General features: G+C 71.4%; 21 protein-coding genes. 12 read left to right on the top strand and 9 right to left on the bottom strand.

The genetic code is table 11. The features are described 5' to 3' along the window. Positions 1-32: 32 nt before the first annotated feature. The gene (locus B5D60_RS07405; RefSeq protein WP_078699559.1) at positions 33-707 is read right to left on the bottom strand and encodes an EcsC family protein; all 675 of its coding nucleotides are present in this window, start codon (positions 705-707) and stop codon (positions 33-35) included. 72 nt (positions 708-779) lie between these two features. On the opposite strand from B5D60_RS07405, the gene B5D60_RS07400 reads away from it, so the two are divergent. The 4 genes from B5D60_RS07400 (at position 780) to B5D60_RS07385 (ending at position 3,965) form a co-directional block, all read left to right on the top strand. After that, the gene (locus tag B5D60_RS07400) at positions 780-1,745 is read left to right on the top strand and encodes a phosphotransferase (RefSeq protein ID WP_078699558.1); all 966 of its coding nucleotides are present in this window, start codon (positions 780-782) and stop codon (positions 1,743-1,745) included. Next, positions 1,742-2,398 carry a leucyl/phenylalanyl-tRNA--protein transferase gene (aat, locus tag B5D60_RS07395; protein ID WP_078699557.1) on the top strand — a complete coding sequence of 219 codons (657 nt, stop codon included), beginning with the start codon at positions 1,742-1,744 and terminating at the stop codon, positions 2,396-2,398. Before B5D60_RS07400 ends, aat begins: the two co-directional genes overlap by 4 nt. Before the next feature lie 98 nt (positions 2,399-2,496). Further along, complete coding sequence (locus B5D60_RS07390) at positions 2,497-2,775, top strand: HU family DNA-binding protein (protein WP_078699556.1); 279 nt, start codon at positions 2,497-2,499, stop codon at positions 2,773-2,775. Between the two features lie 95 nt (positions 2,776-2,870). Then, positions 2,871-3,965 (top strand): CPBP family intramembrane glutamic endopeptidase, encoded by a 1,095-nt coding sequence (locus B5D60_RS07385; protein ID WP_078699555.1) that lies wholly within the window; start codon positions 2,871-2,873, stop codon positions 3,963-3,965. 64 nt (positions 3,966-4,029) lie between these two features. Here B5D60_RS07385 and B5D60_RS07380 read toward each other — a convergent pair whose 3' ends face one another. From B5D60_RS07380 to B5D60_RS07370, 3 genes are read right to left on the bottom strand one after another with little or no spacing between them, the layout of a single operon-like run. After that, positions 4,030-6,351: an MMPL family transporter gene (locus B5D60_RS07380; RefSeq protein WP_078699554.1), complete on the bottom strand. Its 2,322-nt coding sequence runs from the start codon at positions 6,349-6,351 to the stop codon at positions 4,030-4,032. A 31-nt stretch (positions 6,352-6,382) separates the two neighbouring features. Continuing rightward, complete coding sequence (locus B5D60_RS07375) at positions 6,383-6,976, bottom strand: TetR/AcrR family transcriptional regulator (protein ID WP_172806288.1); 594 nt, start codon at positions 6,974-6,976, stop codon at positions 6,383-6,385. A 52-nt stretch (positions 6,977-7,028) separates the two neighbouring features. Beyond that, a complete protein-coding gene (locus B5D60_RS07370; protein ID WP_078699552.1) occupies positions 7,029-7,346 on the bottom strand; it encodes a rhodanese-like domain-containing protein in 318 nt (105 codons plus the stop codon). A gap of 140 nt (positions 7,347-7,486) precedes the next feature. Here B5D60_RS07370 and B5D60_RS07365 point away from each other — a divergent pair, with 140 nt between their 5' ends. The 4 genes from B5D60_RS07365 to B5D60_RS07350 all read left to right on the top strand — a co-directional run bounded on the left by B5D60_RS07365 (position 7,487) and on the right by B5D60_RS07350 (position 12,107). Continuing rightward, complete coding sequence (locus B5D60_RS07365) at positions 7,487-7,885, top strand: ATP-binding protein (protein ID WP_078699551.1); 399 nt, start codon at positions 7,487-7,489, stop codon at positions 7,883-7,885. Between the two features lie 38 nt (positions 7,886-7,923). Then, entirely contained in the window at positions 7,924-8,763 is an 840-nt protein-coding gene (locus B5D60_RS07360; protein WP_078699550.1) for a DUF5926 family protein, read from the top strand. A gap of 73 nt (positions 8,764-8,836) precedes the next feature. Then, complete coding sequence (locus tag B5D60_RS07355) at positions 8,837-9,547, top strand: HAD family hydrolase (protein ID WP_078699549.1); 711 nt, start codon at positions 8,837-8,839, stop codon at positions 9,545-9,547. 55 nt (positions 9,548-9,602) lie between these two features. Next, positions 9,603-12,107, top strand: a complete 2,505-nt coding sequence (locus B5D60_RS07350) for a glycoside hydrolase family 65 protein (RefSeq protein ID WP_078699548.1) — start codon at positions 9,603-9,605, stop codon at positions 12,105-12,107. A 3-nt stretch (positions 12,108-12,110) separates the two neighbouring features. On the opposite strand, the gene B5D60_RS07345 is transcribed toward B5D60_RS07350, so the two are convergent. Continuing rightward, entirely contained in the window at positions 12,111-13,721 is a 1,611-nt protein-coding gene (locus B5D60_RS07345; RefSeq protein WP_078699547.1) for a YegS/Rv2252/BmrU family lipid kinase, read from the bottom strand. A gap of 85 nt (positions 13,722-13,806) precedes the next feature. Here B5D60_RS07345 and serS point away from each other — a divergent pair, with 85 nt between their 5' ends. From serS to B5D60_RS07325, 4 genes are all read left to right on the top strand, one after another. Next, positions 13,807-15,090: a serine--tRNA ligase gene (serS, locus tag B5D60_RS07340; RefSeq protein WP_078699546.1), complete on the top strand. Its 1,284-nt coding sequence runs from the start codon at positions 13,807-13,809 to the stop codon at positions 15,088-15,090. Beyond that, a complete protein-coding gene (locus tag B5D60_RS07335; RefSeq protein WP_078699545.1) occupies positions 15,087-15,872 on the top strand; it encodes an HAD family hydrolase in 786 nt (261 codons plus the stop codon). Before serS ends, B5D60_RS07335 begins: the two co-directional genes overlap by 4 nt. Before the next feature lie 236 nt (positions 15,873-16,108). Beyond that, on the top strand, positions 16,109-18,085 hold the full coding sequence (gene acs / locus B5D60_RS07330) for an acetate--CoA ligase (RefSeq protein WP_078699544.1): 1,977 nt from the start codon (positions 16,109-16,111) through the stop codon (positions 18,083-18,085). Between the two features lie 67 nt (positions 18,086-18,152). Then, on the top strand, positions 18,153-18,581 hold the full coding sequence (locus B5D60_RS07325) for a phage holin family protein (RefSeq protein WP_078699543.1): 429 nt from the start codon (positions 18,153-18,155) through the stop codon (positions 18,579-18,581). Here the strand turns inward: B5D60_RS07325 and B5D60_RS07320 are convergent. From B5D60_RS07320 to nth, 4 genes are read right to left on the bottom strand one after another with little or no spacing between them, the layout of a single operon-like run. Then, the gene (locus B5D60_RS07320) at positions 18,559-19,365 is read right to left on the bottom strand and encodes a hypothetical protein (protein ID WP_153302906.1); all 807 of its coding nucleotides are present in this window, start codon (positions 19,363-19,365) and stop codon (positions 18,559-18,561) included. The genes B5D60_RS07325 and B5D60_RS07320 overlap by 23 nt on opposite strands. Continuing rightward, positions 19,365-20,531: a MarP family serine protease gene (locus B5D60_RS07315; protein WP_078699541.1), complete on the bottom strand. Its 1,167-nt coding sequence runs from the start codon at positions 20,529-20,531 to the stop codon at positions 19,365-19,367. Before B5D60_RS07315 ends, B5D60_RS07320 begins: the two co-directional genes overlap by 1 nt. Before the next feature lies 1 nt (position 20,532). Further along, positions 20,533-21,195 (bottom strand): NUDIX hydrolase, encoded by a 663-nt coding sequence (locus B5D60_RS07310; protein ID WP_078699540.1) that lies wholly within the window; start codon positions 21,193-21,195, stop codon positions 20,533-20,535. After that, positions 21,192-21,923 carry an endonuclease III gene (gene nth, locus B5D60_RS07305; RefSeq protein ID WP_153302905.1) on the bottom strand — a complete coding sequence of 244 codons (732 nt, stop codon included), beginning with the start codon at positions 21,921-21,923 and terminating at the stop codon, positions 21,192-21,194. The genes B5D60_RS07310 and nth overlap by 4 nt, the downstream gene beginning before the upstream one ends. Positions 21,924-21,926: the final 3 nt, after the last annotated feature.

The following is a 21,926-nucleotide window of genomic DNA, read 5'->3' as shown; positions in this document are numbered from 1 at the left end:
CAGCGAGCGGCGTATCGAGACCACGTGCCGGTTCAGCGACGGAGGCGACGATCCTTGAGCTCGTCCTGGGCGTAGCGGCCGACCTGCCACGTCCCGAAGCCGTCGGCGGTCGCGCCGACGGCGCCGCCGAGCAGCGGGATCTTCTTGCCCGCGAGCATGAGCGCGCGGCGACCGATCGTGCGGCCGACGAGCTCGCCCGTGACCTCCTTGGCGATCCGGTCGTCGAGCACCGGGTCGTGCATCGGCGAGGTCGCGAGCGCCATGGGCGAGGACGGCAGCGTCTGCTTTTTGATCATCTCCGCGACGGTGTCCTCGCCGAGCATCACCGCGAGCACGGCGTTGCGCACGCGGGGGTCCTCGATGTCGTAGCCGCGCAGGTGGGCGATGCTGGCCACCAGGTGGCACTGCACGATCGTCACGCCCACGACGTTCGCCGGGACGCTGACCGGCGCGAGGGCGATGCCGCCCAGGTTGGTCACGAAGCCCTGCAGTCCCGCGAGGCTCGTGTGGGAGCGGACCAGTGCGGCGACCGCCTTCTCGACGTCACCGCCGTGCGCCGCGAGCTTCGCCCCGGCCGTCTCGGCCACCGAACGCAGCGGGCCGACGCCGTCGATGGCGCGGTCGAGCACCGTGCGGACGTACCCGGAGGCCACGTTGGGCACGACACGGGTGCCGGCCTCCTTGGCGATGCGGTCCTTCATACCCATGCGGCAAGCATAGGAAGCCTGAGCGAATCCGCTCACTCGCCGCAAGCGCGCCGCCGCCCCTAGGGTGGCGCCATGGCGCAGGAGCCGTTCTCGACGCAGGTGGCGACGCCCCAGTGGCGCGCCCTCGCGGTGGAGTGGCTCACGGCAGCGCTCGCCGATCACGCGATCGCGGTGACCGGTGAGATCGAGCAGCCCCGGATCCGGCCGTGGTCCACCCAGCTCGTCGTCCCCACGGATGCCGGGCGGATCTGGTTCAAGGCCATGTGCCCGGCGATGGCGTTCGAGGCCCCACTGCAGCAGGCGATGGCGCGCCTCGCGCCGGGTGCGGTGCAGGAGCCCCTGGCCGTGGACGGCGAGCGGGGCTGGATGCTCACGCTCGACCACGGCCCCACCGTCGGCGACCAGCGCACGCCCACGGCGCAGGACTGGTGCCGGGCGGTCGCGCAGGCGGCCCGGGTGCAGCGCGCCCTGGCCGGTCATCGCGACGAGCTGCTCGCCACCGGGCTGCCGGACGCGGGTCCGGAGACGGTGGTCGCGCGATTCGACCGGCTGCTGGAGATCCACGAGCAGCCCTCCGTCGACCACGACGGTCGCGTCTCGCCCGAGCGGATCGAGGAGCTCAGGGCGCGTCGGTCCGAGCTCGTCGACGCCTGCGCCGTGCTCGCCGCGTCGACCGTCCCGTCCACGTGGCAGCACGGCGACCTGCACCCGTGGAACCTGCACGGCACGGGCGACGACATCGCGTTCTTCGACCTCGGCGACGGCATGTGGGCCCACGCGGTCGAGCTGCTCTCCGTGCCCTACGGCGTCGTGACGTCGCAGGACGCCGTGGCGTGGGAGGACGTCGCGCCCGCCTGGTGCGAGGTGTGGGAGGTCGAGCCGCCCGAGTTCGAGCTGCTGTGGCGGGCCTCGGGCTTCACCCACGCCGTGAACCGGGCCGTGACGTGGCATCGTGCGCTGCTGACCGCCACCCGCGACGAAATGGCCGAATGGGGCGGTGCCGTCGAGGACCACCTGACCTCCATGCTTGACGCATGAGACCGGTCCCCCTGCCGCCCTCGCCGTGGGCGTTCGAGCCCGCGGAGTGGCCCGAGGAGGACTGCATCGCGTCGGGGGCCGACCTCGAGCCGTCCACCCTCATCGCCGCCTACCGGCACGGAGCCTTCCCGATGCCCGACCGCAGGCGCCTGCTCTGGTGGTCGCCGATGGACCGCGGCGTCCTCGGGCCGGGCGACCTGCGCGTCTCGCGCTCCTTGCGGCGCTCGATGCGCTCGTTCTCGATCACGGTGGACCAGGACTTCGAGGCGGTGATCGCGGCCTGTGCCGACCCGCGCCGGCCGGGCGCCTGGATCAACCCCGCGATCCGCAAGGCCTACATCCGGCTGTTCGAGCTGGGTCACGCCCACAGCGTGGAGACCCGCGACGAGCACGGACGGCTCGTCGGAGGGCTGTACGGACTGGGGATCGGTGCCCTGTTCGCAGGCGAGTCGATGTTCCACCACCGCACCGACGCCTCGAAGGCGGCGCTGGTCGGCCTGGTCGAGCGGATGTCGGTGCTCCCGGAGTGGCTCATCGACACCCAGTGGCAGACCGACCACCTGGCGACGCTGGGGGTTCGCGAGGTTCCCCGGGCGGACTACCTGGCCGCGATCGAAGCCCTCACGGAGCTCCCCGCACCCGATTGGCCCTGAAATCTCGCGACACGCCCGGGGGGCCCCGGCAGGCGGACCCTCCCGTGTCATCCCTAGACTGACGCAGTACCCATTTCATCCATTTCAGGAGCAGAATCGTGGCACTTTCCCGCAACGATCTCGTGGCCGAGCTGGCCGCCAAGACCGGCAGCACCAAGAAGGACGTCGACGAGTTCGTCACCGCCTTCGCCGAGCTCGTCATCGACTCGGTCGCCAAGGGCGAGAAGATCTCGATCCCGGGTGTCCTCTCGGTCGAGCGCGTCCAGCGCGCCGCTCGCACGGGCCGCAACCCCGCCACGGGCGAGACCATCGACATCCCCGCCGGCTACGGCGTGAAGGTCAGCGCCGGCTCGCGCCTCAAGGCCGCCGCGAAGTGATCTGACGCCTCGCGTCGCGACGCCCCCGCCCCTGTGGTTCCACGAGCTGTGGACACAGGGCCGGGGGCGTCGTTCGTCTGTGTGAGGATGCGGCCGTGAGCACCTCGACGACGTCCTATCCCCGACTGGCGCGTGAGTCCCCCGACTTCGCGCACTGGAAGCTGCCGGTGGCGGCGATCCTGGCGGTCCTGCTCTACACCGTGCTCGTCGTCGGCCTGGTCATCGTCGCCGCGCTCGCCGTCGCCGCCTCCGGGACGCCGTTCGACACGTGGTTCGACACGTCGGACACCGACATCGCCCTCGACGACCCCGGACTCCTGCTCTTCCAGCTCGCCACGATCGTGGCCCTGCTGCCGTGCGTCGTCCTGGCCGTCGCGCTCGTGTGGCGGCGTCACGTCGGCTTCCTGCACTCGGTCGAGGGCCACGTGCGCTGGTCGTGGCTCGGCCGGTGCACCCTGCTGGCGTTCGTGGTCGTCGCGGCCGCGCTCGGCCTCTCGGTGCTGGTGGCCGCGGCGGGCGACGAGCCCGTCAGCGTCGAGGCACCCGACGGGCGCGCCCTGGCCGCCCTCCTGGTCGTGCTACTGGTCGTGCCGTTCCAGGCCGCCGCCGAGGAGTACGTGTTCCGCGGCGGGCTGATGCAGCTGATCGGCTCGTGGACCCGCTGGTCGGCGGTCCCCGTCGTCGCCACGAGCCTGCTGTTCGCCGCCGGCCACCTCTACTCGTTCTGGGGACTCGTCTCGGTCTTCGCCTTCGGTGTCGTCGCGGCACTGCTCACGATCCGCACGGGCGGACTCGAGGCCGCCGTGGCCCTGCACGTGGCAAACAACGTCGTGCTGATGACGCTCGACATCATGGGCGTGATCGACTCCAGCGGCGAGGGTGCGGGGTTCTGGAACGAGGTCGTCCCGTCCACGGTGATGTGCCTGGTCTTCTGGGCGCTCGTCGAATGGTCCGCGCGGCGTCGCGGACTCCGGCGGCGCCGTGCGCCGCTGCCCGCACCGGCGCCCGCACCCGCACCCGCACCCGCACCTTCCTACGTCGTGGTCCCGCCCCCGCCGTACGTGCCGACCTCGCAGCATCCGGCCCCCGCGATGCCGGCGCATCCGCCCGTCACGCCTGCCGCCCCGCAGCCTGTCGTGCCGCCCAACGCGCCGTCCTACCCCGGGGATCCCGGCGTGTGGGGTCGCTGACCGGCGCGGAGACGACGACGGGCTGCCCACGGATTCACCGTGGACAGCCCGTGCAGGCCGAGGATCAGGCGTTCACCTTGGCGTAGTGGTCCTCCAGGTGGGGACGATGCAGGTTCTCCCCCTCGATGTCCACGTTGGGCAGGATCCGGTCCAGCCAGCGCGGCAGGTACCACGCCTTCTCGCCCATGAGGTACATCAGCGCGGGGATCAGCACCATCCGCACCACGAACGCGTCGAAGATCACCGCGGCCGCCAGCGCGAAGCCCATCGACTGCACGATCGGCTCGTCGATGAAGATGAAGCCGGCGAAGACCGAGGTCATGATCAACGCCGCCGCCGTGACCACGCGGGCACTGTTGCGGAAGCCGTCGACGACCGCCTCGCGGTACGAGGCGCCGTGCACGTGGGCCTCACGGATCCGGGTCACCAGGAACACCTGGTAGTCCATCGCCAGGCCGAAGACCACGCCGATCAGGAAGATCGGGATGAAGCTCACGATGGGCTGGCCCGGGAAGATCCCGAACAGGCCCTCCTGGAAGATCGCGACGGTCGCGCCGAGCGTGGCCATCACCGACAGCAGGAACCCGAGCGTCGCGGTGAGCGGCACCAGCAGCGAGCGGAAGACCATGACCAGCAGCACGAAGGCCAGGCCGATGACGATCGCCAGGTAGACGGGCAGCGCGTCGGCCAGCTTCTCCGAGACGTCGGTCTGGATGGCCGTCATCCCGGTGACGCCGATGGACGTTCCGGTCTCGTCCTCGATCGCCTGCTCGCCGTCGCGCAGCGACTGGAGCAGCTCCTCGGTGGCGGTGTCCTCGGCGCCCGACGACGGCGTCAGGAGGATCATCGCGCCCTTGTCGTTGCCGGTCGCCATCATGGCGCTCGCGACGTCCTCCTGGCCGCCAGCCCATTCCGTGACGGCCTGGTAGGCGGCCTGCTGCTCCTGGGGGTCCTCCACGCCGCGCGCGTCGACGACCACGAGCATCGGCGAGAGCCGGCCGGGTCCGAACGCCTCGGTGACGAGGTCGGACGCCTTGCGCTGGGTGGTGTCCTCCGCGGCCGTGCTGTCCGTCGGCAGCGCGAGATGCATGTCCTTCACCGGGATCGCGAGGGCGCCGAGCCCCACGACGACCAGCAGCACCCACACCAGCGGCGCCCTGCCGATGAACCGCGCCCAGCGGACACCGTGGTTCAGGACGTGGCCGTTGGCCTCGCGGGCCGGCGTGTAGCGGCGGAACCGCAGCGAGAAGGCCTTCGTCTTCAGCATGCCCAGGATGGCGGGCAGCAGCGTCAGCGCGACCAGCACCGCGACGGCGACCGTCGCGGCCGCTCCCAGGCCCATGGCCGTCAGGAACGAGATCCCGACGACGCTGAGGGCGACGAGGGCGATGATCACCGTCAGGCCGGCGAACACCACGGCCGATCCGGCGGTGCCGACGGCGATGCCCATCGCCTCCTGGCGGTCGTCGGTGTGCTCGAGCTCGCTGCGGTAGCGGGCCAGGATGAACAGGGCGTAGTCGATGCCGACCGCGAGGCCGAGCATGCTGGCCAGCGCCGTGGTGCTCGACGGGACCTCGGTGACCGCCGTCATCGCGGTGATCGCGGTGAGGCCGATGCCGACGCCGATGCCGGCGGTGACGATCGGCATGCCCGCCGCCACGAGCGAGCCGAACGTCAGGGCGAGGATCACCAGGGCCAGGCCGATGCCGATCAGCTCCGACGAGGCGCCGGCGGGCTCCATGGACTGCATGGCCGATCCGGAGACCTCGACGGTCAGGCCGGCGTCGCGGGCCGTGTCGATGACCTCGGTGACCTCGTCCTGCATCTCGGGCGTCACCTCGAGGACCGTGGGGGTGTCGAAGGTGAATGCGACGGTGCCCACACGGCCATCCTGCGACAGCGGGGTGGCCGCGTCGATCTGCGCGGTCGCCCGGGCCAGTGCGGCGTCGCGGTCGAACGGCTGGCCGGCCGCGGTGGCCTGCTCCTGCGCCTGGTCGACACCGCCCACGGCCTGGGCCTCGAGCCCGGCCGCCGCCTCGACCGGCCCGACGACGCCGTCAGCGACGTCCTCGAGCGCGTTCAGCTCGGAGACGAGCGTCGCCACGGTGGCCGCGTGCGGCTCGTCCGACAGCTGCTCGTCCTCGGGGGCGGCCACCACGATCGTCGCGCTGGGCGCGTCGACCGCTGCGGCGTCCGGGAAGAGCTCCTGCTGCAGCTCGGCAGCCTCGACGGACTCGATGCCGGGGATCGAGAAGGTGTTGGACATCGGCTTGGACAGGTAGCCGGCGACGGCACCGAGGCCGATGAGGGCGATGAGCCATGCGGCGATGAAGATCGGCCAGCGCCGGTAGGCGGTCTTGCCGAGCCGGTAGAGCAGGGTTGCCATGAAGGTCTCTCTGGGGTGGGTGGGCGGATGATCAGGCGCGACGGGTGCCGAACAGGGCGCTCGTCGCGGTGAAGACGCGGTCGAAGTGGTGGGCCATCGTCTGCGACGGGTCGGCGAGCGACTCGTCGAGGGCGGTGTCGCACCACGTGAGGATCAGGTTGCCGATGAGTCGGACCTCGAGCGGATCCACGGCCTTGCCCTCGCGGTGCGCGATCGCCTCGGAGAGCATCCGGGCACGGTCCACGAAGCGCTCGTGCACCGCCTCCATGAGCCGGGTGTCCTGGCGCAGCGTGCGGCGCAGCACGTCCAGCTCGGCCGGATCGGGCACGTCGGCCTCGAGCGAGGCACGGACGAGCTCCTTGACGTCGACCAGGAGGTCGCCTGTCGGACCGCCGGACAGGAAGGTCGAGACGATCGTCTCGTCCGGGCGCTCGTCGGGACCGAGCACGGCGTCGAGCTTGCCGGGCACGTAGTTGAACAGGGTCCGGCGCGAGACGCCGGACGCCTCGGCCAGCTCCTCCATCGTGAAGCCGTCGAGGCCGCACTGATCGGTCAGCTGGCGGGCACAGCGCACGATCGCCGCGAGCGTCCGCTCGCGCCGGGTCGAACTTGCACTCTGCGCCATGGAGTGCATTCTTGCACTCTCATCCAGAAGAGTGCAAAAGTCGTGATGTCGCTCACGCCACGACGGGCCGACCGGCCGCCTCCCAGGCGTCCATCCCGCCCTCGAGGTTCACCGCGTGGTGGCCGATCGAGGTCAGCCAGGCGGTGGCGCGCGCCGAGCGGTGTCCGAGGTGGCACACCACCAGCAGGGGTCGCTGCGGATCGAGCTCTCCGACGTGCAACGGCAGCTGTCCCAGCGGAACGTGCAACGCCGACTCGACGTGCCCGGCGGCCCACTCGTGGGGCTCCCGCACGTCCAGCACGACCCAGTCCGGCGGCAGCGGATCGGGCACCTCGGCGACCGTGACGTGGGGTACGTGGAAGTCACTCATGGGACGCAGCACCTTCCCTGGGGTCTTGAATCCCCGCCGGTTGAATGGTTAATTGTTACTAGTCATGTGGTCGTGGCGCACGGTGCGCCCTGCCCACATGACGGGCGCATGTCGACCGAGGCGTGCTGGGAGGAGGACCCATGGTGGAGAGTCGCGACGTCGTGCGACTGCCCTTCGAGTCTTCCACCCCGGGCATCGCCCGCACGAAGCTCGCCGCGTTCCTCACCCGCAACCGCACCGATCTGGCGGCCATCGACAACGCCCTCATCGTGCTGAGCGAGATGATCGCGAACGCCGTCGCCCACGGCACGCCCGACCACGACGGTGCCATGGAGATCGGCTGGGCGATCGAGGACGGTCACCTGCTGCTGAGCGTGCGCGACTTCGGCCACGGGTCCGGCGCCGATCTCGTGCCGCGCCCCTTCGACGAGGACTCCCTCGGCGGCCGCGGCCTCTCGATCATCAGCCGGGTCGCCGACAGCTGGTCGGTCGACCTGAGCGAGGGCACCTGCGTGCGCGCCGAGCTCACGTTGGCCTGAGCGCCGGACCTACCCCGCCGACGGATACCGTGTCGGCCATGGGCAAGAAGTCGCGAGGAACCAAGCCGGCCAAGCAGCGCATGCCGTTCGTGGCACGCACCTTCGAGGGACTCCCGTCCGAGGGTGACTGGGTCGCGATGCGCGAGTTCGTTCCGTCGGCCACGGCCCTGGTGAGCCTGCGCGACGGCGGAACGGTCCGGATCTGCTCCCTGCTGCCCGGCGCCGGCGCCGGGCTCGTCCGTCCCGACGGCGAGATCTGGGTGGGGCTGCAGGTCATGCACAACCACGGCGACATCAGCCGCGACCTGGCCCACGTGATCGAGACGGCCCGCGAGACCGAGCCGGGCACGCCCATCCGCATGACGCCCCCGGGTGTGGGCGCGCGCCTGCAGGACCTCATCGACCCCGACGGCGCGTTCGAGATCGAGCTGCACGACGGATTCGACTGGTGGCTCGTCGAGGAGGACCGCGGCTCGGCCGAGGCCGCGTCGGCGCTCCAGGAGGCCAACGCCACCGTGGCCCCCACCACGCGCCTGACCGCCACCGACTCCGCCTACGTCACCGAGATGGGCGACCACGCCTACCTGCGCTGGATCATGCTCGACGAGGAGGGCCCGCTGCTCGACGCGTTCGCCCGCCTGCGCGCCGCCGGCACCGACTCGCTCGGCGACGGTGCCAAGCTCATCGGCATCTTCCGCGCGCACGGCCTGCTGGTGCCCGTCTGGGAGCTCGACGGCGTCGGGGCCACCGAGCTGGACGCCGCCGTCCCGGACTTCGTCGCCGTGCTGGACGAGGCGAAGGCGCAGACCGCCGAGCTGTCCGCGGCCGAGCGAACGGCCCGCCGTGACCTGGTGAGCCGCCAGGTCACCATTCGCTGAATCGACGGTCGGATCGACGTGCCGTCGGTCACGGGGTTCGGTGTCACCGCCGTGCAGCCCCTAGGCTGATTGCGTGGACTGGAACGACTACGACGCCGCGTTGTTCGACCTCGACGGAGTGATCACCCCCACCGCCGAGGTCCACGAGACGGCCTGGGGCCGGATGTTCAGCGACTTCCTCGAGGGGCACCCGGACGCCGAGCCCTACACCGACGCCGACTACTTCGCTTACGTCGACGGCAAGCCCCGCTACGAGGGCGTGCGCTCGTTCCTCGAGTCGCGCGGCATCGAGCTGCCGTACGGCGACCCGTCCGACGACCCGGCGGCCGAGACCGTCTGCGCGCTCGGCAACCGCAAGAACGACTACTTCCGCGAGGTGCTGCGCACTGAGGGGGTCGAGGCGTACCCCGGCTCGATCCGGCTGCTCGACGCCCTCGAGGAGCGCGGCGTCAGGGCCGCCCTCGTGTCCAGCTCCCGCAACGCCCGGCCCGTGCTCGAGGCCGCCGGCATCACCGAGCGCTTCGAGGTGATCATCGACGGTGAGGTCGCCGCCGCGGAGCACATCGCCGGCAAGCCCCGTCCCGACACGTACGCCGCCGCCGCCGATCGCCTCGGCGTTCCCACGCAGCGATCGGTCGTCCTCGAGGACGCCGTGTCCGGCGTCCAGGCCGGCGCCGCCGGCGACTTCGGTCTCGTCGTCGGTGTCGATCGCGGCGCCGGTGCCGAGACGCTCCGCGAGAACGGTGCCGACGTGGTCGTCTCGGACCTGGCGGAGCTCCTGTGAGCGAGCCCCAGCGAGTGAGCCGTCCGTACCTTCGCACGCCCACGGTGGTGACGGCATGAGCTCGCACGAGGCTCCCGTGGCCGACGACTTCCTCGACCGCGCGCGCTGGCCCGCCGATCCGTGGCGGCTCGTCGAGACCGAGCCCGACCAGACCGACCTGGGCGTTACCGAGACCCTGTTCGCGGTCGGCAACGGCTACCTCGGCATGCGTGGCAACGTCACCGAGGGCCGCGACTCCCACACCCACGGCACGTTCGTGAACGGCTTCCACGAGACGTGGAAGATCCACCACGCCGAGGAGGCCTACGGTTTCGCGCGGGTCGGCCAGACGATCGTCAACGCCCCCGACGCGAAGGTGATCCGGCTCTACGTCGACGACGAGCCGCTGCTGCTGAGCGTCGCCGACCTGCTCGAGTACGAGCGCGCCCTGGACTTCCGCGAGGGGGTGCTGCGGCGCGAGATCCTGTGGCGCACCCCGTCGAACAAGCGCGTGCGCGTCGTGGCGACGCGGATGGTGTCGTTCGCCCAGCGCCACCTCGCGGTGCTCGAGTTCGAGATCACGATGCTCGACGACCACGCGCCCATCGCGATCTCGTCGCAGATCCTCAACCGCCAGGACGGCGAGGACGAGTACCACGTCCGCTCCAAGGCCATGGGCGAGGGACACGACCCCCGCAAGTCCGAGGGCTTCGACCGCCGGGTGCTCGAGCCGAAGCACAGCTGGGGTGACGCCGACCAGGGCCGGGTCTCGCTGGGCTTCCGTTGCTCGGACAGCGGCATGACCCTGGCCGTCGCGGCCGACCACCGACTCGAGACCTCCCTGGACTACACGACCCGGGTCCAGGTCGAGGACGACCTGGCGAAGCTGACGTACCGGATCGCGGCGAAGCCCGGCGAGACGATCCGCCTCACCAAGCTCGTCGCCTACCACACGTCCCGCGGCGTGCCGGTGCGCGAGCTCGTCGACCGCTGCCGCCGCACGCTCGAGCGCGCCGCGCAGGACGGCGTCGCGCAGCTGCACGAGGACCAGGCCGCGTGGCTCGCCGACTTCTGGGCCCGCTCCGACGTCGAGGTCCCCGGGCACGCCGCCATCCAGCAGGCGATTCGCTGGAACCTGTTCCAGGTGGCGCAGGCCAGCGCACGCGCGGAGGGCGCGGGCATCCCCGCGAAGGGCGTCACCGGCTCGGGCTACAGCGGTCACTACTTCTGGGACACCGAGGTCTACGTCCTGCCGTTCCTGACCTACACGAACCCCGACCACGCCCGCAACGCCCTGCGCTTCCGGCACAGCCTGCTCGACGCGGGCCGGCGCCGCGCGCGGGAGATGTCGCAGTCGGGAGCCCTCTTCCCCTGGCGCACGATCAACGGCGAGGAGGCCTCGGCCTTCTACGCCGCGGGCACCGCGCAGTACCACATCGACGCCGACATCGCGTATGCCGTGACGCAGTACTACCTCGCCACGGGCGACGAGGACTTCATGATCCGCCAGGGCATCGACATCCTCGTCGAGACCGCCCGGATGTGGGTCGACCTGGGGTTCTGGCGCGACGAGGAGGTGGGCACGTTCCACATCCACGGCGTCACCGGTCCGGACGAGTACACCACCGTCGTGAACGACAACATGTTCACGAACGTCATGGCGCGGTTCAACCTCAGCGCGGCGGCGTTCGCCGTGAAGCGCCTCGCCGATCGCGACGTGACCGCCTACGAGCGGATGCTCACCCGGCTCGCGCTGCAGGACCACGAGATCACCGACTGGGAGCGCGCCGCGCGCAACATGGCGATCCCCTACGACGAGGCGCTCGGCGTCCACCCGCAGGACCAGCACTTCCTCGAGCGGGAGGTCTGGGACCTCGACCACACGCCGCTGGACAAGCGGCCGCTGCTGCTGAACTACCACCCGCTGGTGATCTACCGGTTCCAGGTCATCAAGCAGGCCGACGTCGTGCTGGCCCTCTACCTGCAGGGCCACCACTTCACGTCGGAGCAGAAGCGCGCCAACTTCGAGTACTACGACCCGATCACCACGGGCGACTCCACCCTGTCCGCCGTGGTGCAGTCGATCATCGCGGCCGAGGTCGGGTACCGCGACCTGGCCTACCGCTACTTCCTCGGCGCCCTCTTCGTCGACTTGGCCGACCGCCACAAGAACGCCACCGACGGCGTGCACGTGGCCTCGACCGGGGGCGTCTGGGGCGTCCTGGCCAGCGGCTTCGGCGGGTTCCGCGACCACCAGGGCGAGTTCTCGATCGACCCGCGCCTGCCCGAGGCCTGGGACGAGCTGACCTACCGAGTGACGCTCCACGGCACCCGGGTCCGGGTCACCGTGCGTCGCGAGGAGCTCGAGCTGTTCGTCGAGGACCAGCAGCCCGACGCGCAGGGCCGGCTCGTCGACCCCACGTTCTTCGTGCGCAAGCGCTCGATCACCGTGAAGCCCGGCGAGCCCGTGGTGGTGCCGCTGGAGGGTCAGGGTCCCGCGATCGAGGGCACTCCGCCTCCGGTGTCGGGCCGCCGTCGCGCCGACGGCACGATCATCACGGCCATCGTCCCCGGCGGCTGAGTCCTACTCGGCGGGGGCGAGCGCGGCGGGCACCCGCACCAGGACGACGCCCGGGTGGATCTCGGCCGTGATCTCGCGGCCCTCGCCCACCGGGTCGCCGTCGAGCTGCATCGGCACGGGCTTCTCGGCCTTCACGTGCACCCGCTGGGCGCACAGGCGGGTCAGCCGCGCGTCGTTGGTCTTGCGGCGGGTGATCACGCGAGCCACGATCGACAGCCAGCCGATGAAGCGCTTGGGCGCCACGATCACGACGTCGAGCAGCCCGTCGTCGATCTGCGCGTCGGGCAGCAGGGGGATGCCACCCTGCAGGAAGCCCACGTTGCCGATCACCACGGTGCGGGCCCGGAAGTGGCGCGGCTCGTCGTCGTCGAGGGTGATCTCGACCTTGGTGCGCGGGAACGTGATCGCCTTGACGCCCGAGACGAAGTACGCGAGGTACCCGACGCGCTTCTTCAGGTCCTCGTTGACGCCGGTCATGATCATGGCGTCCATGCCCAGGCCCGCCATCACCAGGAACGAGGTCTCGGTGCCGCCGTCGGTGGTGAAGCTGGCCAGGTCGATCGCGCGGTCCTGGCCGCCGAACACGACGTCGAGGGCGTCGCGGGTGTTCACCGGGATGTCGAGGTTGCGCGCCAGCAGGTTGCCGGTGCCGTGGGGCAGCACGCCGATCGCGACGCCGGAGCGGGTCGCCTCCTCGCACACGGCGCGCACCGTGCCGTCGCCACCGGCCGCGATGACGAGGTCGACGTCGGAGTCGAGCGCGGCGCGGGTCTGGCCGTGGCCGGGGTCCTCGATGGAGGTCTCGAACCACTGCGGCTCGTCCCAGCCGTGCGCCGCCCCGACCTGGCGCACCTTCGCCTTGAAGTCCTCGATGTCACCGACCTTGACGGGGTTGAGCACCACCGCGGCGCGGCGGCGGCCCGAGCCCGTGACGACCGCGAGCTCGGACGGCAGCCGTCCGCGCCCGTGGACGAGGAGCTGCCACAGCAGGAGCGTGGCGGTGACGCCGAAGCACAGGCCCGCGGTGACGTCGCTGAGGAAGTGCACGCCGAGGAAGACGCGGTCGGCCGCCACCAGGAGGGCCAGCACGACCCACAGCGTCAGCCAGAGGCGACGGCGCAGCCCGCGGCCGGTGACCACGATCGTCAGCAGGGCCAGGACGGTGAAGAGCAGCCCGGCGCCCGCGGAGTGGCCACTGGGGAACGAGTAGCCGCCGATCTCGTGCAGGGGAAGGTCCCACACGGGACGCTCGCGCTTCACCGCGAGCTTGATCAGCGCGTTGCCGGCCAGGACCACGACACCGGAGACGACCACCCAGATCGCCACGAGCCGCTCGTTGCGCCACCACAGCAGCCCGGCCAGCACGGCGAGCACGACGGCCACGGTCCAGTTGCTGGTGACGATGGCGACGACGTCGAGGAGGTCGACCAGCCAGGCGCGCGACGCCGAGACGTCGTAGGCCCACTCGGCGACCTCCTGGTCGAGGTCCATCAGCGGCTGCCAGCGGATCGACACCAGGATCGTCAGGACGACGAACACGACGCCGCCGATCACCATCAGGGCGGTCGGCAGGAGCGGCCGGTCGCCATCGGCACGGCGCAGGTCGATCGTCACTGCGGTCCTCTCGTCAGAAATGGGGCCCGCCCAGCGTAACCGCGCCGGGACGCCTCGGCCGGTCGCGCCTCGCTAGGCTGGCGGGGTGATCGATCCCCGACTGTTGCGCGACGAACCCGACCTGCTGCGAGCCGCCCAGGAGCGCCGGGGCGAGTCGCCCGAGGTCGTCGACCAGCTCATCGCGGCCGACGAGGCACGTCGTGCCGCCATCGTGCGGTTCGAGGCCGTGCGGTCCGAGCAGAAGCAGCTCGGCAAGCAGATCCCGAAGGCGCAGGGCGACGAGAAGCAGGCGCTGCTGGCGCGCACGAAGGAGCTGAGCACCGAGGTCAAGGCGGCCGAGGCCGCCCAGGCCGAGTCGGCCAAGGCGTTCGAGGCGCAGCTGAAGTCGCTGCCCAACCCCACCGTCGACGCGCCCCCGGGCGGCGAGGACGACTTCGTCGTGCTCGAGGAGATCGGCACCCCGCGCGACTTCGCCGCCGAGGGCTTCGAGCCGCGCGACCACCTCGAGCTGGGCGAGCTGCTCGGCGCCATCGACGTCGAGCGGGGCGCGAAGGTCAGCGGCTCGCGGTTCTACTACCTCACGGGCGTCGGTGCCCAGCTCGAGCTCGCGCTCGTGCAGCTGGCGATGTCCACGGCCGCCGAGTGGGGCTTCACGCCGATGATCCCCCCGGCCCTGGTCAAGCCCCAGGCGATGGAGGGCACCGGCTTCCTCGGCCAGGCGGCCGACGACGTCTACCACCTGGAGAAGGACGACCTCTACCTCGTGGGCACCTCCGAGGTGCCGCTCGCGGCCTATCACGGTGGCGAGATCCTGCCGACCGAGACGCTGCCGCGACGCTACGCCGCCTTCAGCCCGTGCTTCCGCCGTGAGGCCGGGTCGTACGGCAAGGACACCCGCGGCATCTTCCGCGTGCACTGGTTCGACAAGGTCGAGATGTTCGTCTACACCACGCTCGACCAGGCGGCCGCCGAGCACGAGCGGCTGCTGGGCTGGGAGAAGGCGTGGCTCGCGAAGCTCGAGCTGCCGTTCCGCGTCGTCGACGTCGCCGCCGGCGACCTCGGACTGTCGGCCGTGCGCAAGTTCGACTGCGAGGCGTGGATCCCCACGCAGGCCAAGTACCGCGAGCTCTCCTCGGCGTCGAACTGCACCGAGTTCCAGGCGCGCCGGCTCGACGTGCGCACCCGCGGCGCGGCGGACGAGAGCACTTCGCACGTCGCCACGCTCAACGGCACCCTGTGCGCGATGACCCGCACGATCGTGGCGCTGCTGGAGAACGGCCAGCAGGCCGACGGCTCGGTCCGGCTCCCCGCGGCGCTGCACCCGTTCCTCGGCGAGGTCCTGCGGCCGATCGGTCAGGCGTCGGCGTGACCTGGCGCCCGCGGCTCGTCGCGCTCGACGTCGACGGCACGATCGTCGACCACCGCAACGAGCTCAGCCCTGCGGTGAAGGAGGCGATCCTCGGCCTGCGCGAGCAGGGCGTCCCGGTGGTCATCGCCACCGGCCGCGCGGTGCCGGGCGTGTACGACGTGCTCGACAAGCTGGGGTTCCGCGAGGGCCTCGGGGTGGCCAGCAACGGCTCCGTGGTGTTCTCCGTCGACCCGTTCGAGGTCGTCCACACCACCACGTTCGATGCCCGCGAGGCCGTCAAGCGCGTGCTCGAGCGGGTGCCGGAGGCGCTCGTGGCGGTCGAGGAGGTCGGCGTCGGCTACCGCGTGAACCGCGCGTTCCCCAAGGGCGAGATCACCGGGAAGATCATCCTCGACGAGGTCGACCGCATGGTGTCGCAGCCCGTCACCCGCGTGGTCGTGCGCGCCCCCGACCACGACCGCGACGAGTTCTCGAAGCTGGTCGGGGACCTCGGCCTCGATGGCACGAACTACTACATCGGCTACACCGCGTGGCTCGACCTCGCGCCCGAGGGCGTCTCGAAGGCGTCGGGCCTCGACGTCGTGTGCCGCTCGATGGGTCTGACCGCCGCCGACGTCCTCGCCGTCGGCGACGGCAGCAACGACGTCGAGATGATCCGCTGGGCCGGCCGCGGCGTGGCCATGGGCCAGGCCCCCGACGAGCTCATCGCCGTCGCCGACGCCGTCACCGGCCCGGTCGAGGCCGACGGCCTCGCCGAGGAGCTCTCGCGCTGGCTGAGGTGAAGTTTCCCCGGTTAACAGGGGAAACCGTCGCAGAGCGGGGGAAACTTCCCCCGCACAGCGAGGGGAAACCCCGCTCGGTGGTGCGCGGAGAGGCCCGAGAGGGCACCGCTCGCCGCACGACAGGGGCCGCTCGTCGGTGTGGTCTGGCGCACACGGGCCGGGATGGGGCACCGTAAAGTCGTCGGCAGTTGTGACCTGCGACACCAGAAACCCCCACCGCGCCAGGAGGCCCACTCGTGACTCAGACCGGCATCGACAACCTCGCCCACGAGGATCGCATCTTCGAGCCGCCGGCCGACCTGGCCGCGAACGCCAACGTCACCGCCGAGGCCTACGACCGCGCCGAGCAGGACCGCCTCGGCTTCTGGGGTGAGCAGGCGAACCGCCTCACCTGGGACACCCCGTTCACGGACGTCCTCGACTGGTCGAACCCGCCGTTCGCCAAGTGGTTCGTCGGCGGCAAGCTCAACGTCGCGTACAACTGCGTCGACCGCCACGTCGAGAACGGGCTGGGCGACAAGGTCGCGTTCCACTTCGTCGGCGAGCCCGGCGACACCCGCGACATCACGTACGCCCAGCTCAAGGACGAGGTCTCCAAGGCCGCCAACGCGATCACCGAGCTCGGCATCGAGGCCGGCGACCGCGTGGCCATCTACCTCCCGATGATCCCCGAGGCCGTCATCGCCATGCTCGCGTGTGCTCGCCTGGGTGCGCCGCACACCGTGGTCTTCGGCGGCTTCAGCTCCGACGCGCTCGCCAGCCGCGTGGAGGACTGCGAGGCGAAGCTCGTCATCACCGCCGACGGCGGCTACCGCCGCGGCAGCCCCTCGGCCCTCAAGCCCGCCGTGGACGAGGCGATCGCGAAGCTCGGCGACAGGAGCCCCGTCGAGAACGTGCTCGTCGTGCGCCGCACCGGCCAGGAGGTCGCGTTCGACCAGGACATCGACGTCTGGTGGGACGAGCTGGTCGACGAGTCCTCGACCGACCACACCCCCGAGGCGTTCGACGCCGAGCACCCGCTCTACGTCATGTACACGTCGGGCACCACGGGCAAGCCCAAGGGCATCCTGCACACCAGCGGCGGCTACCTGACGCAGTGTGCCTACACGTTCGACGCCGTCTTCGACCACAAGCGCGACACCGACGTGTTCTGGTGCACCGCCGACGTCGGCTGGGTCACCGGCCACTCGTACATCGTGTACGGCCCCACGGCCGAGGGCGCCACGCAGGTGCTCTACGAGGGCACGCCCGACACCCCGCACAAGGGCCGCTGGTGGGAGATCATCGCCGAGAAGGGCGTGACGCTCTTCTACACGGCCCCCACCGCGATCCGCACGTTCATGAAGTGGGGCGACGACATCCCCGCCCAGTACGACCTGTCGACGCTGCGCATCCTGGGCTCGGTGGGCGAGTCCATCAACCCCGAGGCGTACGTCTGGTACCGCAAGAACATCGGCGGCGACCGCACGCCGATCGTCGACACGTGGTGGCAGACCGAGACCGGCGCGCACATGCTCAGCCCGCTCCCGGGCGTGACGACCGCCAAGCCCGGCTCGGCCATGGGCCCGCTGCCGGGCATCAGCGCCGAGGTCGTGAACGACGAGGGCAAGCCGGTGGGCAACGGCGAGGGCGGCTACCTCGTCCTCACCGAGCCGTGGCCGTCGATGCTGCGCACGATCTGGGGCGACGACCAGCGGTTCAAGGACACCTACTGGGCGCGCTTCCCGAACATGTACTTCGCGGGCGACGGCGCCAAGAAGGACGACGACGGCGCGATCTGGCTGCTCGGTCGCGTCGACGACGTCATGAACGTCTCGGGGCACCGGCTGTCGACCACCGAGATCGAGTCCGCGCTCGTGTCGCACCCCACCGTGGCCGAGGCCGCGGTCGTGGGCGCGTCGGACGACATGACCGGCCAGGCGGTCGTGGCGTTCGTCATCCTGCGTGAGTCGGCCGGCGAGGCGGGTGGCACCGACGAGGCGATCGTCGCGCTGCGCAACCACGTGGCCAAGGAGATCGGCCCGATCGCGAAGCCTCGCCAGATCATGGTCGTGCCCGAGCTGCCCAAGACGCGGTCGGGCAAGATCATGCGTCGCCTGCTGCGCGACGTGGCCGAGAACCGTGAGGTCGGCGACGCGACGACCCTGGCCGACTCCTCGGTGATGGACCTGATCACCGCCGGCCTGAAGAAGCCGGCCGCCGACCAGGAGTGAGATCCCGAGTCCGGGGGTGCGGCGGTCACGAAGGGCCGCCGCGCCCGGACTTGGGTACGCTCGGGCCATGACGAAGACCACGGACGACCCCACGATCGGACGGCTCGTCGCAGACGTGACCCGCGACCTCTCGTCGATCGTCCAGCACGAGATCGCGCTGGCGAAGTCGGAGCTGCGTGTCAGCGTGAAGGCGGGAGGCATCGGCATCGCGCTCGTGGCCGTCGCCGCGTTCCTGCTGCTGCTGGTCCTGATCCTCGCCTCGATCACCGTGGCGTACTTCCTGACGATGACCGGGCTGCACCCCGCCTGGGCGTTCCTGATCGTGACGGCGTTCTACCTGCTGCTCGCGGTCGTGCTCGTGCTCGTGGCCTGGACTCGCTTCAAGAAGGTGCGCGCGCCCGAGAACACCATCGGCACGGTGCGCCAGCTCCCGTCGGCACTCAAGCCGGGCACCCCCTCGCCGGGGACGCGCGTCAAGACCGCCGCGCGCGGCTGAGCAGCCCCAGCGCCGTCATCGCGGCGCCGCCGAGAGCCACCCACACCAGGGTCGCGTCGAGCGACGCCACGATCCGCGCGGTCAGCACCTCGTGCAGCTCGCGGCCGTAGGCCGTGGCCGCGGACTGGTCCTCGATGAACTGCGGCAGGGCCACGCGCCCGAGCACCCACCAGGCGGCCGCCGCGGCCAGCACGCCGATGCCGAGCGCGGCCAGCGTGGTCGAGCGGCGGCGCGATGCCGCCAGCGCGAGCACGGCGGCGATCAGCGCGGTCCCCACCGCCACGATCGTGAGGTCGCGGGCTCGGGAGACGGCGGCGACGAGGTCTGCCGGGTCCTCGTCGCTCACGGTGACCGGCAGCTCGCCGGGCCCCGGCAGGGAGATCGGCAGGTCCACCTCGGCGATGGCCAGGTCGACCAAGGGGGCGACGTCGGCGCGGATGTCGGTGGGCGTGGGCTCGGCGAACAGTCGCTGGTGCGTGCTGCGGGTGGTGGCGCGCCAGGCCTCGCTCCAGTCCGGCGACTCCGTCAGGCGCAGGATCGCCCGGCTGACCCCGGAGGCGACCTGGTCGTGCCACACGATCGGCAGCCCGGTCTGGTCGGCGAACGCCTCACCGGCGAGCGCCGCGGCGGCCTCCTGCACCTCGCGGTCGTCGCCGACACGCGACGTGAGCTCGACGAAGCCGCTCTCGTCCAGGAGGTGCGTCGCGGACCACTGGGCGCCGATCGCGACGAACGTGGCCAGGGTCGCGACGCACCACAGCAACGCGGTGGCCAGGGTGCGCATCAGGCGCACGCCCCGGTGGACACGGTCGCCGTGGCCCGCGTCGCCGCCTGCGCGACGGGCAGGGTCTCGGTGGCGGTCACGGCGTAGCCCGTCTCGGGATCGGACAGCGAGGCCGCGAAGATCACGCCGATGACGTCGCCCTGGGCCGAGAGCAGCGGGCCGCCGGAGTTGCCCGAGCGGACGAGCGAGCGGATCGAGAAGACATCGCGCGCCACGCGGCCGTCGCCGTAGATGTCCGGCCCTCGGAGGTCGAGCCGGCCACGCACGCGTGCGGCGCGGGCGTCGAACGGGCCGTTCTCGGGGAAGCCGAGCACGGCGGCGGGGTCACCCTGCTGCGCCCCGGTGTCGAAGCGCAGCGGCGTGCCGTCGAGTCCAGGGACGTCGACGACCGCGAGGTCGAGCTGGGTGTCGAACCACACCGGACGCGCCTGGAGCCTCCGGTCGCCCAGCGTCACCGTGGGCCGGTCGACGCCGGCGATGACGTGGGCGTTCGTCATGACGCGCTCCGGGGCGATGACGAACCCGGAGCCCTCGATCGTGCGCCGGCACTCGGCCTCGCCGAGCAGTCGCACGACGCTCTGGCGGGCCGAGCGGACCGACTTCAGGGCCAAGGTGGCGTCATCCGGCGGCTCGGTGTCGGGGATGATCTCGGTCTCGAACGGATCGAGGTACCGCGGGAAGACGTCGCCGGTGAGCGTGTCGGTGAACGCACGGAGCGCCTCGCCGGCCCGCTCGGGCATCAGGTGGTCGACGCGGGCGAGCACCGAGGAGTCGCGGACCGCCGAGCTGACGTACGGCAGCGTGGAGGCGCTCACCGCGTAGCCGAGGGCCCACGAGGCCGCCATCACCACGACGGCGCCGAAGGCGGCCCCGAAGACGGCGTCGACGGCGCGGCCCGGCCCGCGGCGGATGCGCAGCGACCGCCCGATGAGCGTGCCGACGAAGTTGCCGATCCCGGCCACCACGAAGACCAGGACGATCGACATGACCGCCTGCATCGGGTCGCCCTCACCCTGCGAGAAGAACCGCGGCGCCAGGGCGATGCCCAGCAGGAAACCCAGCAGCAGGCCCCCACCGGAGAAGACGTTCGAGACGAACCCGTGCACCCACCCCGCGTAGGCGTAGATCACGAACGTCACGACCAGGACGACATCGAGCCAGTTCATGTCACTCCGGGATGGGTCGGGTCCGGGTGGCGTCCCAGGGGCGCTCCCACCCGAGACGCTCGAACAGACGGGCGATGATGCCGGCGGTGAAGCCCCAGAGCGGGACGTCGGTGCCGATGTCGAAGGCGGGTCCGGTCCAGCCCGAGGGGTGCACGACGCTGAAGCGGCGGTCGGGATCGAGCAGCAGGTCGAGCGGCGTGGGCAGCACCTTCTCGACCTCGGCGGGGCTGTGCGCGTGCAGGAGGCGCGGGCTGGTCCAGTAGCCGAGCACGGGTGTCACGGCGTGGTTGCTCGGCGGCAGCCACAGCGTGGGCAGGGAGCCGAAGACGACCACCTCGGTCGGGTCGAGGCCGACCTCCTCCTGCGCCTCGCGCAGCGCGGTGTGGACGGGGTCGCGGTCGGTGGCGTCCTGCCGCCCTCCCGGGAAGGAGATCTGCCGAGCGTGGCTGCGCAGCGTGGCTGCGCGCTCGGTGAGCAGCAGCTCGCGCCCCTGCTCGCCGTCGGCGAAGAGCATCAGCACGGCGGCCGGGCGAGCCTCCGGCGGCGGGTGGGGGAACCGGGGCGCCAGGTGCTCGGCCTCGACGGAGTCGAGAATCTCGGCGAGCGGATGCAGCCACTCCGGCAGTCCGACGAGGGGAGCGGCCGCGTGGGAGGAGTCGGTCATGCGGGCCCCTGCGTGGTGACGAGCGCCTCGGCCACCTCGGGGTCGGTGGGCCCCAGTCCGTAGGAGGGGCACCACTGCGCGACGGGGCAGGCGCCGCAGGCGGGCACGCGCGCGTGACAGCGACGGCGACCGTGCCAGATCACGTGGTGGCACAGCATCGTCCAGTCGCTGCGCGGGAACAGGGCGCCGACGGCGTGCTCGGTCTTCACGGGATCCTTCGCGGTCGCCTCGTCGACCCACTCCCACCGGCGCACGAGGCGGGCGAAGTGCGTGTCGACGGTGATCCCCGGGACGTCGAAGGCGTTGCCGAGGACGACGTTCGCGGTCTTGCGTCCGACCCCCGGCAGGGACACGAGGTCGCCCAGCCTCCCCGGGACCTCGCCGTCGAAGCGCTCGACGAGCGCGGACGACAGGCCCAGGATGCTCTCGGTCTTGGCACGGAAGAAGCCGGTGGGCCGGATGATCTCCTCCACTGCCGCGCGGTCGGCGCCGGCGAGCGCGGCGGCGTCGGGATACGCCGTGAACAGGGTGGGCGTGATCGCGTTGACGCGGCGGTCGGTGGTCTGGGCGGAGAGCACCGTGGCCACCAGCAGCTGGAAGGGATTCTCGAAGTCGAGCTCGCACCGGGCGTCGGGATAGGTCTGCGCCAGGACCCGGTTGATCTTGCGTGCGCGCCGCACGAGGGACGTGGCCGGACGCGTGGTCGCGGGCGTCGATTCGGCTGGCACGCT

The organism is Aeromicrobium choanae (assembly GCF_900167475.1).
GTDB lineage: Bacteria > Actinomycetota > Actinomycetes > Propionibacteriales > Nocardioidaceae > Aeromicrobium > Aeromicrobium choanae.
Note: the sequence above shows the minus strand (reverse complement) of the source record. Positions and strands in the feature narration are given on the sequence as shown.

What these genes read in the sequence shown, in the direction of transcription:
- aat (WP_078699557.1), top strand. Translation starts at nt 1,742, where the DNA reads ATGAGACCGGTCCCCCTGCCGCCCTCGCCGTGGGCGTTCGAGCCCGCG.
- B5D60_RS07375 (WP_172806288.1), bottom strand. Translation starts at nt 6,976, where the DNA reads ATGGCGCAGAGTGCAAGTTCGACCCGGCGCGAGCGGACGCTCGCGGCG.
- B5D60_RS07370 (WP_078699552.1), bottom strand. Translation starts at nt 7,346, where the DNA reads ATGAGTGACTTCCACGTACCCCACGTCACGGTCGCCGAGGTGCCCGAT.
- B5D60_RS07310 (WP_078699540.1), bottom strand. Translation starts at nt 21,195, where the DNA reads ATGACCGACTCCTCCCACGCGGCCGCTCCCCTCGTCGGACTGCCGGAG.
- B5D60_RS07320 (WP_153302906.1), bottom strand. Translation starts at nt 19,365, where the DNA reads ATGCGCACCCTGGCCACCGCGTTGCTGTGGTGCGTCGCGACCCTGGCC.
- B5D60_RS07365 (WP_078699551.1), top strand. Translation starts at nt 7,487, where the DNA reads ATGGTGGAGAGTCGCGACGTCGTGCGACTGCCCTTCGAGTCTTCCACC.
- B5D60_RS07405 (WP_078699559.1), bottom strand. Translation starts at nt 707, where the DNA reads ATGGGTATGAAGGACCGCATCGCCAAGGAGGCCGGCACCCGTGTCGTG.
- B5D60_RS07350 (WP_078699548.1), top strand. Translation starts at nt 9,603, where the DNA reads ATGAGCTCGCACGAGGCTCCCGTGGCCGACGACTTCCTCGACCGCGCG.
- B5D60_RS07325 (WP_078699543.1), top strand. Translation starts at nt 18,153, where the DNA reads ATGACGAAGACCACGGACGACCCCACGATCGGACGGCTCGTCGCAGAC.
- B5D60_RS07360 (WP_078699550.1), top strand. Translation starts at nt 7,924, where the DNA reads ATGGGCAAGAAGTCGCGAGGAACCAAGCCGGCCAAGCAGCGCATGCCG.
- B5D60_RS07315 (WP_078699541.1), bottom strand. Translation starts at nt 20,531, where the DNA reads ATGAACTGGCTCGATGTCGTCCTGGTCGTGACGTTCGTGATCTACGCC.
- B5D60_RS07400 (WP_078699558.1), top strand. Translation starts at nt 780, where the DNA reads ATGGCGCAGGAGCCGTTCTCGACGCAGGTGGCGACGCCCCAGTGGCGC.
- B5D60_RS07380 (WP_078699554.1), bottom strand. Translation starts at nt 6,351, where the DNA reads ATGGCAACCCTGCTCTACCGGCTCGGCAAGACCGCCTACCGGCGCTGG.